Raw genomic sequence first — 13,955 nt, 5'->3', positions numbered from 1 at the left:
TCCTTTCAGGCTGCGGTAATCAGCCAGCAGTTGTGGATCTGACGGTTGCGGGCAAAATCCTGCGACAGCGTTTTTTGGGTGATTTCTTGTGCTTTAAGACCCAGTTTCGCCAGCCCGTCGAGATCCATACGGAAACCGCGTTTGTTATTGGAAAACATAATCGTGCCGCCCTTACGTAACAGACGCTTCAGATCTTCCATCAGGCGCATGTGATCGCGCTGGACATCAAAAGAGTCCTCCATACGCTTGGAGTTAGAGAAGGTCGGCGGATCGATAAAGATCAGGTCGAACTGCTCATCAGTATCGCGCAGCCACGCCAGGCAGTCGGCCTGAATCAGGCGATGTGCACGACCGCTCAGGCCATTAAGACGCAGGTTGCGCTCGGCCCACTCCAGATAGGTACGTGACATATCAACTGTTGTCGTCGAGCGCGCACCGCCCAGACCGGCATGCACACTGGCGCTGCCGGTATAAGAGAAAAGATTCAGGAAATCTTTGCCTTTACTCATTTGGCCGAGCATACGGCGCGCGATACGGTGATCGAGGAACAGACCGGTATCCAGATAATCGGTCAGGTTGACCCACAGGCGAGCGTTATATTCGCTCACTTCCATGAAATCACCCTTTTCATTCATCTTCTGATACTGGTTGTTGCCCTTCTGCCGTTCACGGGTTTTTAGCACCAGTTTGTTTGGCGCAATTCCCAGCACCTGAATGGTGGCGGCGATGATGTCAAACAGGCGCTGACGTGCTTTTTGCGCATCAATCGTTTTCGGCGCGGCATACTCCTGCACCACCACCCAGTCGGCATAGCGATCGACCGCGACGTTGTAGTCCGGCAGATCGGCATCGTACAGGCGATAGCATTCGATACCTTCCTGACGCGCCCATTTCTCCAGCTTTTTCACGTTCTTGCGCAGGCGATTCGCGTAATCTTCCGCCATTGCCGGCGCTTTCGCTTCGCCGGTATTTTCCGCCAGATGGTAATTTTTCTGCACGCAGTCCAGCGGACCGTTTTTCGCTTTGAACTGGCGCTCAGCGCGCAATTGCAGGCAGTTCAGCAGATCAACGGAGGCGCTAAACAATGACAGATTCCAGCCGCCAAATTGTGCTTTCAGCAGACGCCCCAACAGGCTGTGCAGCGCGATTAGCGCCGGTTCACTTTCCAGACGCTCACCATACGGCGGGTTACTGATCACCGTACCATACGGGCCTTTTGGCAGCGGGTTGCTCAGCTCAGCAACGTCTTTCACCTCAAACGTTACCAACTCGCTAATCCCGGCACGGCGGGCGTTTTTACGGGCGATATCGATAACGCGCGCGTCGCTGTCTGAACCATAAAAATGGGATGCGTAATTTGCCAGCCCCGCACGCGCACGCGTTTGCGCTTCGGCTTTCACCTCTTGCCACAACGCGTCATCGTGCTGCGCCCAGCCACCAAAACCCCAGTGGCCGCGGTGCAGACCCGGCGCGCGATCGGTCGCCGCCATCGCAGCTTCAATCAACAGTGTCCCGGAACCACACATCGGATCGAGTAGTGGGGTGCCTGGCTCCCAGCCAGAACGCATCACGATCGCGGCGGCCAGGTTTTCTTTGATCGGCGCCATCCCGGTGCGATCGCGGTAACCGCGCAGGTGCAAACCTTCACCACTCAGATCAAGGGAGATATTCGCTGTATCCTGGTTCAGCCAGACGTTAATACGCAGGTCTGGCATCTCACGTTCCACATTCGGACGCGGCAGGTTTTTGCGGGTAAAGCTGTCGACGATCGCATCTTTAACTTTCAGCGCGCCGTACTGGCTGTTGCGGATTTCATCGTTCAGGCCGCTAAAATGGACGGCAAAGGTGGCGCCCGGATTAAATATCTCTGTCCAGTTGATCGCCTGCACGCCGAGGTAGAGATCAAGATCGCTGTAAACCTTGCACTCCCCGAGCGGCAGCATAATGCGCGAAGCCAGACGACTCCACATCAGGCTCTGGTACAGGAGCCGCGTGTCCCCTTCAAAATGGACACCACCCTGAACAACGCGGCACTCCACAGCGCCGAGTTTTTCCAGTTCAGTTTTTAACAGCTCTTCCAGCCCGCGGGCCGTACTGGCAAACAGAGAAATCATAATGTCACTTACATTCAACGAAAATTGTTGCGCATTATAGCTAATCTGGCGTTCATGTCATAAAGTTGAGGGCTAATTTTCATCAGACAGGGGGAAGACGTGCCAACGCTTTCACGTCTTTTTATTCATCCGGTAAAATCCATGCGCGGTATCGGCCTGACGCATGCACTTGCCGATATCAGCGGCCTCGCTTTTGACCGTGTTTTTATGGTCACGCAACCCGATGGCACTTTTATTACCGCACGGCAGTATCCGCAGATGGTGCGCTTTACGCCTTCACCGTTAACCGATGGTTTGCACTTGACCGCACCGGATGGCAGCAGCGCGGTGATTCGCTTTGCCGATTTTGCGCCCGACGCCGCACCCACAGAAGTGTGGGGCAATCACTTTACTGCACTTATCGCGCCCGAAGAGATTAACCGCTGGATGAGCGGCTTTTTTTCCCGCGAGGTGCAATTGCGCTGGGTTGGGCCTGAATTAACTCGCCGCGTCAAACACCACGAGGATGTGCCGTTATCTTTCGCCGATGGCTTTCCGTATCTGCTGGCGAACGAAGCCTCGCTGCGTGATGTACAAAACCGTTGTCCGGCCAGCGTGAAAATGGAGCAGTTTCGCCCCAACCTGGTGGTAACGGGCGCGCAGCCCTGGGAAGAGGACAGCTGGAAAGTGGTGCGTATCGGCGAGGTGGTTTTTGACGTCGTGAAACCGTGCAGCCGGTGTGTGTTTACCACTGTCAGCCCGGAGCGCGGGCAAAAACACCCTGCCGGTGAACCGCTCGCGACCTTACAGCGTTTTCGCACTGCGCAGGACAATGGCACCGTCGATTTTGGCCAAAACCTGATTGCCCGTAACAGTGGTGTGATTCGCGTCGGCGATGAGGTAGCCGTGCTGGCAACAGCGCCCGCGAAAACATACGGCGCAGGCGCAGTCGAAGAGTCTGTAGAACAGGATGCGCAACCCGCAGGCACAGTGGAAATTAACTGGCAAGGCCAAACATTTCGCGGGAATAACCAACAAGTGTTGCTGGAACAGCTGGAGAACCAGGGGATTCGCGTGCCCTACTCTTGTCGCGCGGGGATTTGCGGCTGCTGCCGGATCCGCGTAATGGAAGGTGAAGTTAGTGCGCTGAAGAAATCAGCGGTTGCGCCGGATGGTTCAATTCTCTGCTGTAGCTGTGTGCCGAAAACATCGCTGCGACTGGAGGCTTAAACCGCCTGTTCGAGCTGGATGGCGTTGGTATGCAACTGTGGTTTGAGGCGATCGTTCATAATTTTAATCGCGTCGCCCAGTTGCATGGTGCGCCCGGCAATCACCACTCCGGGTTGCGCCAGCAGACACAGCGCGGCATTTTCACCCGGTTCGACCACCAGCAGATTCACACACTCCTGCGTATCGCTCAGCCAGACACAAGCGCCTTCGCCCGTAACTGGCGTCCACTGGGAATCATGCGTCATAAAGTGCCAGCTTTTCGGCATTTGCGGCTTGAGGAAGCGAATCGCTACCAGCGCATTAAGCACCAGTTCAGCGCGTTGCTCATTGGATAACGGCAAATCGCGACATTTTTCATCAAAGGAGAAATAAAGCGCAGCATCATCAACGCAAAAACCAGACGGCGAGAAAGCGTCTGGTGTCAGCATCTTACGGGCAAAACGAGAGCGAAATAACATGCCATTGGCTAAATCGAGCATCATGCGATCATGCTCATCATCAAAATACCAGCGCCAATTATCGTCAGGTTTAATTCGCATTTTCCTCTCCCCTTCCCCTAAACATCCTGTCGTTTTTTCATCCTGTTTGCCGCCTCGTTTATTACCTAAATAATAAAAGACTAAAATGTTTAAATTAGCAACAGTGGTGGAATATAAAACAACCAGGGCGGGAAATAAAGCCCTGGTTACACAGGAAGGGATAAAAGATTAGATATGGGTAACGATTTCTTTAATCAGCGGTGGGCCTTTAAAAATAAAGCCCGAATAAATTTGCACCAGTGACGCACCGGCGGCAATTTTCTCGCGAGTCGCTATCACCGAGTCGATGCCGCCTACGCCAATAATCGGCAAGCGTCCGTTTAATTCTTGCGACAACCGCCGAATAATTTCCGTGCTTTTTAATTGCAACGGACGGCCACTTAAACCACCCGTTTCGTCACAATGTTTCATTCCCTGCACCAGCGATCTTTCCAGCGTGGTATTAGTGGCAATAACGCCATCGATATTGTGGCGAACTAAACTATCGGCTACCTGGATCAATTCCTCTTCAGAAAGATCTGGTGCGATCTTTACGGCTACCGGAACATATTTATGATGCACATTTTGCAGATCGTTTTGCTTATTCTTAATTGCCGTAAGCAGATCGTCCAGCGCTTCGCCATATTGTAATGTACGTAAACCGGGCGTATTTGGTGAGGAAATATTGATGGCGATATAACCGGCATAGGCATAGATTTTTTCCATACAAATCAGGTAGTCATCTTTACCCTGCTCGACAGGCGTGTCTTTATTCTTGCCAATATTAATGCCCAGGACACCGTCGAAGTGCGATTTCTTCACGTTCTCAACCAGATTATCGACGCCAAGATTATTGAAGCCCATGCGGTTGATCAGCCCTTCAGCCTCCACCAGGCGGAAGATCCTCGGCTTGTCATTACCCGGCTGCGGGCGCGGCGTCACGGTACCGATTTCGATGGCGCCAAACCCCATCGCACCCAGCGCATCAATGCACTCACCATTTTTATCCAGCCCGGCCGCTAACCCCAACGGGTTTTTAAAGGTCAGACCCATGCATTTGACCGGTTTCTCCGGTACACGCTGACGCACAAGGGCTTCAAAAGGCGTGCCGGTAATACGGCGCAATTGCTGGAACGTTAATTCATGAGCGCGCTCTGGATCGAGCTGGAAAAGGGCTTTACGAACGAAGGGGTAGTACATGAACTCTCCTGGATTCCCGGTTGCAAACCGGGGGCGTATTATCTGCGATTACCCGGTGAAAGGGAATTGACCTGCGGCAAAAAAAGGCGATTCGACGCAATCGTTTTCTCTCATCACTCTCCTTTATGCAAATTTCAGCATATTTTCATCGAATAAATCATTTAGTGGAATAAATCGACTCTGCCACACTGCCTTAAATTGTTATGAATGTTATCTAAAAGCAAACAATTGGTTATAAGGAGCAATTATGAGAGTTGTCACCCTGGCCGGAAGCCCGCGCTTTCCCTCCCGCTCCAGCGCGTTGCTGGAGTATGCCCGCGAGCGCCTGAATGCGCAGGATATCGAAGTGTGTCACTGGCATTTGCAAAATTTCGCGCCGGAGGATCTCATCTATGCCCGCTTTGATAGCCCCGCGTTGCAAACATTTATAGGGCAACTTAACGAGGCCGATGGCTTAATCGTCGCCACACCGATCTATAAAGCGGCTTACTCCGGCGCCCTGAAAACGCTGCTCGATCTACTGCCCGAGCGGGCACTGGAGGGCAAAGTGGTGTTGCCGCTGGCCACTGGCGGCACCGTGGCGCATATGCTGGCGGTGGATTACGCGCTAAAGCCGGTGCTCAGCGCGCTGAAAGCGCAAGAGATCCTGCATGGCGTCTTCGCCGACGATAGCCAGGTGCTGGATTATCAGCACAAGCCCAGTCTGACGCCCAACCTGCAAACCCGTCTGGATAAAGCGCTGGAAACTTTCTGGCAAGCGCTGCACCGCCGGGATATTCAGGCACCGGATTTCCACCTGCCGCAAGGAGTCGCGCATGTTTAATCTGTTCAAAAACCGCGCGCAATGGTTAGCGTTAAGCGGTTTACTGACGCTTTCCGCCTGGACGCAGGCCGCCGAACCGGCACCGGAAAGTTTGCGTATTGGTTACCAGAAAGGCAGCGTCAGCATGGTGCTGGCAAAAAGCCATGCACTGCTGGAAAAACGCTACCCGAACACCAAAATCACCTGGACGGAATTCCCGGCAGGCCCACAAATGCTGGAAGCGCTGAATATTGGCAGTATTGATCTCGGCAGTACGGGCGATATTCCGCCGATTTTTGCCCAGGCCGCAGGCGCGGATCTTCTGTATGTCGGCGTTGAGCCGCCAAAGCCGAAAGCAGAAGTGATCCTTGTTGCCCAAAATAGCCCGATTAAAACGGTTGCCGATCTGAAAGGACACAAAGTCGCTTTTCAGAAAGGTTCCAGTTCACACAATTTACTGCTGCGTGCTCTGCAACAGGCCGGGCTGAAATTCAGCGATATCCAGCCGGTGTTTTTGACCCCAGCAGATGCACGTGCCGCGTTCCAGCAAGGTAACGTTGATGCGTGGGCCATCTGGGATCCTTACTACTCGGCGGCCCTGCTTCAGGGTGGCGTGCGCGTATTAAAAGACGGCACCACGCTGAAACAGACCGGTTCGTTTTATTTAGCTTCGCGTCCCTATGCGGAAAAAAACGGTGCATTTATTCAGGGCGTTCTGAATACCTTTAGCGAAGCCGACGCGTTAACCCTTAGCCAGCGTGACGAAAGCATCGCGCTGTTTGCCAAAACGTTGGGGTTGCCTCAGCCGGTGATTGCCAGCTATTTCGATCACCGCCCGCCAACCAAAATTTCGCCAGTCGACGACACCACCGCCGCACTGCAACAGCAAACGGCCGATCTCTTTTATGAAAACCGTTTACTACCGAAAAAAGTCGATATTCGCACCCGTATCTGGCAACCGGCCAATCAAGGAGCCAAGTCATGAGCTTAAATCTGTTCTGGTTTTTACCCACCCACGGCGATGGTCACTATTTAGGGACGGACCACGGCTCGCGCCCGGTAGATCATGCTTATTTACAACAAGTCGCGCAGGCAGCGGATCGTTTAGGATTCAGCGGCGTGCTGATCCCCACCGGGCGTTCCTGTGAAGACGCGTGGCTGGTCGCCGCCTCACTTATCCCGGTGACACAGCGGTTAAAGTTTCTTGTCGCCCTGCGCCCCAGCGTCACCTCGCCGACCGTCGCTGCGCGCCAGGCGGCCACGCTGGACAGGCTCTCCAACGGACGGGCGCTGTTTAACCTGGTGACCGGCAGCGATCCGCAGGAACTGGCCGGAGACGGCGTATTTCTCGATCATACGCAGCGTTATGAAGCCTCTGCCGAATTTACTCACGTCTGGCGTCATCTGCTGGAAGGCGACACTGTAGACTTCGAGGGTAAACATATTCATGTGCGTGGCGCGAAACTCTTTTTCCCGCCGGTGCAGCAACCGCGACCGCCGCTCTATTTCGGCGGATCGTCCGATGTGGCACAAGATCTGGCCGCTGAGCAGGTAGACCTCTATCTGACATGGGGCGAGCCGCCAGCGCAGGTAAAAGAAAAAATTGAACAGGTACGCGCCAAAGCCGCCGCCCACGGACGTAAAGTGCGCTTCGGTATTCGTCTGCATGTGATTGTCCGGGAAACGAATGCAGAAGCCTGGCAGGCAGCGAATAACCTGATCGCCCATCTGGATGATGCCACGATTGCTAAAGCGCAGGCCGCCTTCTCTCGCCAGGATTCCGTCGGTCAACAGCGGATGGCGGCGCTTCATGGCGGCAAGCGCGATCAGCTGGAGATCAGCCCCAACCTGTGGGCTGGCGTTGGGCTGGTACGCGGCGGCGCGGGAACCGCGCTGGTGGGCGATGGCCCGACCGTCGCGGCAAGAATCAATGAATACGCTGAGCTTGGTATCGACAGTTTTATTCTTTCCGGTTATCCGCACCTGGAAGAGGCATATCGTGTCGGCGAACTGCTGTTCCCACACCTTGATGTCACGGTGCCGCAAATTCCGCAGCCACAGCCATTGCAACCGCAGGGCGAAACCGTGGCGAACGAGTTTATTCCCCGAAAAGTGGCGCAAAGCTGAGGCAAATTATGGCGGCAGAAAAGAGATGGCTCTTGCGCATTGCCCCCTGGCTGCTGCCGGCGGGGATTGTGGTGGTATGGCAAATCGCCTCCTCCACCGGTTTGCTCTCCACACGCATCCTTCCCTCACCGGAGGGTGTGCTGGAAGCGTTCTGGACATTAAGCGTGAGCGGTGAATTGTGGCAACACCTGGCGATCAGCTCCTGGCGTGCGGTGATTGGTTTTTCGATCGGCGGCAGCATTGGCCTGACGCTCGGGCTGATTAGCGGGTTGTCGCGCTGGGGAGAACGTCTGCTGGATACCTCGATCCAGATGTTGCGCAATGTGCCGCATCTGGCACTGATCCCCCTGGTTATCTTGTGGTTTGGTATCGATGAGAGCGCGAAAATTTTTCTTGTTGCACTTGGCACGTTGTTCCCCATTTACATCAATACCTGGCACGGCATTCGTAATATCGACCGCGGGTTACTGGAGATGGCGCGCAGCTACGGTTTGTCCGGTTTTGCGCTCTTTGCTCATGTGATCCTCCCCGGCGCTCTGCCGTCGATTATGGTCGGGGTACGCTTTGCGCTCGGCCTGATGTGGCTGACGCTGATTGTGGCGGAGACGATTTCCGCTAACGCCGGGATTGGCTACCTGGCGATGAACGCCAGAGAGTTCCTGCAAACGGATGTCGTGGTGGTCGCCATCATCCTCTATGCCCTGCTCGGTAAACTCGCCGATGTCAGTGCGCAATTGCTGGAGCGCCTGTGGCTGCGCTGGCATCCCGCTTATCACGTGAAGGAGGCAACAGCATGAATACTGCGCGACTCACTCAGGGGATCCCGCTGTTATTAAATGGCGTGAGTAAGCATTACGGCAATAACACCGTGCTGAGCGGGCTGGATCTGCATATTGCCGCCGGGCAGTTTGTCGCCGTGGTAGGTCGCAGCGGCGGAGGCAAAAGCACATTGCTGCGCCTGCTGGCCGGGCTGGAAACCGCCAATGCCGGAGAGCTGTTAGCGGGTAGTACACCGCTGGCGAATATTCAAAATGACACGCGAATGATGTTTCAGGATGCCCGGCTCCTGCCATGGAAATCCGTAATAGATAATGTCGGTTTAGGGTTGAAAGGCCGCTGGCGCGAGGCCGCACAGGATGCGTTACGCGCGGTCGGGCTGGAGCAGCGAGCCAGCGAGTGGCCTGCGGCGTTGTCCGGCGGCCAGAAACAGCGGGTCGCGCTGGCGCGGGCGCTGGTACATCAACCGGGGCTGCTGCTGCTCGACGAACCGTTAGGTGCGCTGGATGCATTAACCCGACTGGAGATGCAGGCGCTCATCACACAGTTATGGCAGACACACGGTTTCACAGTGGTGCTGGTGACACATGATGTCAGTGAAGCGGTGGCGATGGCGGATCGCGTACTGTTAATAGAAGAAGGAAAAATCGGGCTGGACTTAGCCATCGATCTGCCGCGTCCACGTCGCCTGGGTTCGGTAAGGCTGGCGGAGCTGGAAGCGGAAGTATTGAACCGGGTGATGAAACGCGGCGAGTCGGAAACCGTTCCGTTACCGCATACTCGCCACGCTTAATGCTCTGTAGTAACCGGCACAGGTCGCGCCCGTTAAGGCTTATTGCTTACTGAAAACCACGCTCTGTCGGCGCGATCATCAACCGGATTGAGTTCTGCCCGGTTGGCTTTGGGATTAAATAACAGACTGGCAGGCGCTGCTTATTACAGTTTCGGCGTGCCCTTTGTGGGGAAAACAGTGCCGCCTTCGGTGAAGGCGGCATTTTCATTACGCCAGCGCTTTGCTGACTTTCTCGTACAGATCGCCGGAAAGGTTCGGCAACGCTTTTAACTGCTCCAGCGCCGCACGCATCATCGCCTGACGTTTAGCGTCATAGCGTTTCAGGCGGATCAGCGGCTCAATCAGACGCGATGCCACTTGCGGGTTACGGCTGTTCAGCTCAGTTAACATCTCGGCCAGGAACTGATAACCGCTGCCATCCAGCGCATGGAACGCCGCCGGGTTGCTGCCGGCGAAAGCGCCAATCAGCGAGCGGATGCGGTTCGGGTTGCTGAGTGAGAACGAGCGATGCTTCAACAGGTTGCGCACCGTTTGCAGCACATCTTCCGCCGGGCTGGTGGCCTGCAGGATAAACCATTTATCCATCACCAGTCCGTCGTGATGCCATTTGTCATCGTACTCTTGCATCAGCGCATCACGGCACGGCAGTTGCGCGGCAACCGCTGCAGAGAGCGCCGCCAGGGCATCCGTCATGTTATCAGCGTCGTGATACTGCTGGCTCACCAGTTTGTCTGCCAGTTGCGCATCGCCAAACGCCAGGTAACGCAAGCACGTGTTGCGTAAAGAACGTTTGCCGATATCCGCATGTTCAACGCGGTAGCTATCAAGTTTGTGTGCGTTGTACACCGCCAGGCACTCATCAGCAAGTTCGGTGGCAAGCGTGCGCGTCAGTGCTTCACGTACTGCGGATATGGCGATCGGATCGATAGTTTCAAACAGCTCGGCGATCTCATTTGCCGACGGCAGCGTCAGGATCTCCGCGGCCAGCGCTGGATCAATCGTTTCGTCCAGCAGGATCGCACGGAAGGCATCCGCGACATGCAGTGGCAGCGACAGCGCCTGGCCCTGTTGGTGGCGCGCAACGTTCAGTTTAATGTGTGTTGCCAGCAGGCTTTGTGCCGCATCCCAGCGAGAGAAATCGTTACTGGCGTGGCGCATCAGGAAAGTCAGTTGCTGATCGCTCCACTTATATTCCAGTTTCACCGGCGCGGAGAATTCACGCAGCAGCGACGGCACCGGCTGGTAATAGACGTTATCAAAGATAAAAGTCTGTTCCGCCTGCGTGACGTTGAGGACGTTATGTACCGGGTGCCCGTCTTTCTGCAGCGGGATCACTTTACCTTCGTTATCGTACAGTTCGATATCGAACGGAATGTGCAGCGGCAGTTTCTCTTGCTGTTCGGCGGTCGGCGGTGTGCGCTGGCTGATGGTCAGCGTGTATTGCTCGGTGTTCGGGTTGTAATCATCATGCACCGTCACCACGGGCGTACCGGCCTGGCTGTACCAGCGGCGGAAATGCGACAGATCGATGTTTGACGCATCCTCCATGGCCTGCACGAAATCGTCGCAGGTCGCCGCACTACCATCATGACGCTCAAAATAGAGCTGCATCCCTTTCTGGAAGTTCTCTTCGCCAAGCAGCGTATGCATCATGCGAATTACTTCCGCGCCTTTTTCATACACCGTCAGGGTGTAGAAATTATTCATTTCAATGACTTTATCCGGGCGGATCGGGTGCGCCATCGGGCTGGCGTCTTCGGCGAACTGCATACCGCGCATGGTGCGCACGTTATTAATGCGGTTTACCGCACGGGAACCCAGATCGGAGCTGAACTCCTGATCGCGGAATACGGTCAGGCCTTCTTTCAGGCTGAGCTGGAACCAGTCGCGGCAGGTTACGCGGTTACCGGTCCAGTTATGGAAGTATTCGTGACCAATGACGCGCTCGATATCAAGGTAGTCTTTATCGGTGGCAGTATCGGTACGGGCAAGCACGTATTTCGAGTTGAAGATGTTCAACCCTTTGTTTTCCATCGCGCCCATATTGAAGAAGTCGACAGCGACAATCATGTAGATGTCGAGATCGTACTCAAGGCCGAAACGCTGCTCGTCCCATTTCATGGAGTTTTTCAGCGAGGTCATCGCCCATGGCGCACGATCAAGGTTGCCGCGATCGACATACAGCTCCAGCGCCACTTCGCGCCCGGAACGGGTAGTGAAGGTGTCGCGCAGGACGTCGAAATCCCCGGCGACCAGCGCAAACAGATAGCAGGGTTTCGGGAACGGATCCTGCCACTGCACCCAGTGACGGCCATTATCCAGCTCGCCCTGATCAACGCGGTTGCCGTTAGAGAGCAAGAACGGATAGCGGGTTTTATCGGCAATCAGCTTGGTGGTAAAGCGCGCCAGCACATCCGGGCGGTCAAGATACCAGGTAATATGGCGGAAGCCTTCCGCTTCGCACTGCGTGCACAGCGCTTCACCGGACTGGTATAGCCCTTCGAGCGCGGTGTTCGCGGCCGGGCTTATCTCATTCACAATGCGCAAGGTAAAACGCTCTGGCAAGCCATCGATCACCAGCTGGGAGCCTTCTTCTTTATAGTTGGTCCAGGGCTCATCATTTACGTGAATGGAAATCAGGGTCAGTTCGCCGCCGTCCAGGCGTAGCGGCGCAGCAGAGGCGCTATGGCGTGACACTTTGCTCAGCGCCGTGACGACGGTTTTGGCGGCGTCAAGGTCAAAGGTCAAGTCAATATCGCTAATCAGGTAGTCCGGCGCACGGTAGTCGTGGCGGTATTTGGCTTGTGGCTGTTGTGTCATAAAAAACCTTTAGCATCTTCTGTTGGTTACGACTCCAGTCTATTCCGGTTGCCGCAAACGCGCCACGCAGAATCTTCATCTTTTCAGAGGGAAAAGCTCTGTCTGCTACATTTTTATAACAGGAGGCACGAAATGCCATCGACCCATCCAGCACGTTATGGTGTGATCAGGGTTCAATAACCTGGTAAACAAGGTATACTCCAGCGACTACCTGCTTTGTTTATTGTACTAAACGCTCCTGTAAGAGGATGCTACTGCGCACCATGACTCAACTCGCTTTCTCTGGTCTGCAAACGCTGCTGGATACCGACGCTTACAAGCTGCATATGCAGCAAGCGGTGTTCCACCACTATTATGACGTGCATGTCACAGCCGAATTCCGCTGTCGCGGTGATGACCTGCTCGGTATTTATGCCGATGCCGTCCGCGAACAGGTCGACGCCATGCAGTCGTTGCGTCTGCAAGATGACGAGTATCTGTGGCTGTCCAGCCTCCCCTTCTTCCAGCCTGACTACCTTAACTGGCTACGTCATTTTCGTTATGACCCGCGCCAGGTCACGATTACCAATGACAACGGCAAACTGCATATCAGCCTTTCCGGCCCATGGCGCGAAGTGATCATGTGGGAAGTGCCGTTGCTGGCAGTGATCAGTGAAGTGGTTCACCGCTGCCGTTCGCCACAGACTGGTGTTCAGCAGGCTCTGCTGCATCTGGAAGAAAAACTGGCGGATTTCGCTACGCGTACCGCGCAAATAGATATGTCCGGTTTCCGTCTGATGGATTTCGGCACGCGGCGTCGTTTCTCCCGCGATGTGCAGCAAGCGATAGTCGAGCGGTTGCAACAAGAACCATGGTTTATCGGCACCAGCAATTATGATCTGGCCCGTCGCCTGTCACTGACGCCCATGGGTACCCAGGCACATGAATGGTTCCAGGCGCACCAACAGATCAGCCCCGATTTGGCCACCAGCCAGCGCGCGGCGCTCGCGGCCTGGCTTGCAGAGTATCCAAACCAACTGGGGATTGCGTTAACAGACTGCATTACGATGGATGCGTTTTTACGTGACTTCGGTCCGGAATTCGCAACCCGCTACCAGGGCCTGCGCCATGATTCTGGCGATCCGGTGGAATGGGGCGAAAAAGCGATTGCTCACTATGAGAAACTCGGCATCGATCCCCTGTCGAAGACGCTGATATTTTCGGATAATCTCGATCTGAATAAAGCGCTGGATCTCTATTGCCACTTTGCCAATCGCGTCAAGCTGGGCTTTGGTATCGGGACACGCCTGACGTGTGATATTCCCGGCGTAAAACCGCTGAATATTGTTATCAAACTCGTTGAGTGCAACGGAAAACCGGTGGCGAAATTATCTGACAGCCCCGGAAAAACCATCTGCCATGACAAGGCGTTTGTCCGCGCCTTACGCGAAGCGTTTGACCTGCCGCAGGTCAAAAAAGCCAGTTAATAGCAGGGAGCCTGGAGGCTCCCTTCTTTTTTGCCAATAATTTATTAATTGTTCCTGCTAATTCTGCTTGTCTGATGGCGTACGCCAGGTAACATAGATATCCCCCCTAATCGGGCGGACAAGTGTTTA

General features: G+C 54.8%; 11 protein-coding genes. 7 read left to right on the top strand and 4 right to left on the bottom strand.

Annotated features, from left to right (window positions below):
* Positions 1 to 5 precede the first annotated feature (5 nt).
* Positions 6 to 2,114, bottom strand: coding sequence for a bifunctional 23S rRNA (guanine(2069)-N(7))-methyltransferase RlmK/23S rRNA (guanine(2445)-N(2))-methyltransferase RlmL (gene rlmKL / locus IP581_RS07920; protein ID WP_193822204.1), 2,109 nt, complete (start codon positions 2,112 to 2,114; stop codon positions 6 to 8).
* A 99-nt stretch (positions 2,115 to 2,213) separates the two neighbouring features.
* On the opposite strand from rlmKL, the gene IP581_RS07915 reads away from it, so the two are divergent.
* Positions 2,214 to 3,323 (top strand): YcbX family protein, encoded by a 1,110-nt coding sequence (locus tag IP581_RS07915; protein WP_193822203.1) that lies wholly within the window; start codon positions 2,214 to 2,216, stop codon positions 3,321 to 3,323.
* On the opposite strand, the gene zapC is transcribed toward IP581_RS07915, so the two are convergent.
* Positions 3,320 to 3,862: a cell division protein ZapC gene (gene zapC / locus IP581_RS07910; RefSeq protein WP_097400195.1), complete on the bottom strand. Its 543-nt coding sequence runs from the start codon at positions 3,860 to 3,862 to the stop codon at positions 3,320 to 3,322. The two genes, IP581_RS07915 and zapC, sit on opposite strands and share 4 nt — an antisense overlap.
* A 168-nt stretch (positions 3,863 to 4,030) precedes the next feature.
* Complete coding sequence (pyrD, locus tag IP581_RS07905) at positions 4,031 to 5,041, bottom strand: quinone-dependent dihydroorotate dehydrogenase (protein WP_193822202.1); 1,011 nt, start codon at positions 5,039 to 5,041, stop codon at positions 4,031 to 4,033.
* 247 nt (positions 5,042 to 5,288) lie between these two features.
* Here pyrD and ssuE point away from each other — a divergent pair, with 247 nt between their 5' ends.
* The 5 genes from ssuE to ssuB are packed head-to-tail and all read left to right on the top strand — an operon-like array spanning position 5,289 to position 9,540.
* Complete coding sequence (gene ssuE / locus IP581_RS07900; RefSeq protein ID WP_097400197.1) at positions 5,289 to 5,864, top strand: NADPH-dependent FMN reductase; 576 nt, start codon at positions 5,289 to 5,291, stop codon at positions 5,862 to 5,864.
* Positions 5,857 to 6,828 carry a sulfonate ABC transporter substrate-binding protein gene (locus IP581_RS07895; RefSeq protein WP_193822201.1) on the top strand — a complete coding sequence of 324 codons (972 nt, stop codon included), beginning with the start codon at positions 5,857 to 5,859 and terminating at the stop codon, positions 6,826 to 6,828. The genes ssuE and IP581_RS07895 overlap by 8 nt, the downstream gene beginning before the upstream one ends.
* Complete coding sequence (gene ssuD / locus IP581_RS07890; RefSeq protein ID WP_193822200.1) at positions 6,825 to 7,970, top strand: FMNH2-dependent alkanesulfonate monooxygenase; 1,146 nt, start codon at positions 6,825 to 6,827, stop codon at positions 7,968 to 7,970. The genes IP581_RS07895 and ssuD overlap by 4 nt, the downstream gene beginning before the upstream one ends.
* A gap of 8 nt (positions 7,971 to 7,978) precedes the next feature.
* Positions 7,979 to 8,767: an aliphatic sulfonate ABC transporter permease SsuC gene (gene ssuC, locus IP581_RS07885; protein WP_086871934.1), complete on the top strand. Its 789-nt coding sequence runs from the start codon at positions 7,979 to 7,981 to the stop codon at positions 8,765 to 8,767.
* The gene (ssuB, locus tag IP581_RS07880) at positions 8,764 to 9,540 is read left to right on the top strand and encodes an aliphatic sulfonates ABC transporter ATP-binding protein (RefSeq protein ID WP_097400200.1); all 777 of its coding nucleotides are present in this window, start codon (positions 8,764 to 8,766) and stop codon (positions 9,538 to 9,540) included. Before ssuC ends, ssuB begins: the two co-directional genes overlap by 4 nt.
* A 207-nt stretch (positions 9,541 to 9,747) precedes the next feature.
* Here ssuB and pepN read toward each other — a convergent pair whose 3' ends face one another.
* Complete coding sequence (pepN, locus tag IP581_RS07875; protein ID WP_193822199.1) at positions 9,748 to 12,360, bottom strand: aminopeptidase N; 2,613 nt, start codon at positions 12,358 to 12,360, stop codon at positions 9,748 to 9,750.
* Between the two features lie 263 nt (positions 12,361 to 12,623).
* Between pepN and pncB the strand changes: the two genes are divergently transcribed.
* Positions 12,624 to 13,826 carry a nicotinate phosphoribosyltransferase gene (gene pncB, locus IP581_RS07870; protein WP_193822198.1) on the top strand — a complete coding sequence of 401 codons (1,203 nt, stop codon included), beginning with the start codon at positions 12,624 to 12,626 and terminating at the stop codon, positions 13,824 to 13,826.
* Positions 13,827 to 13,955 lie beyond the last annotated feature (129 nt).

Source organism: Kosakonia pseudosacchari (assembly GCF_015167415.1).
Classification (GTDB): Bacteria; Pseudomonadota; Gammaproteobacteria; order Enterobacterales; family Enterobacteriaceae; genus Kosakonia; species Kosakonia pseudosacchari.
This window is presented reverse-complemented; position numbering and strand designations above follow the sequence as displayed.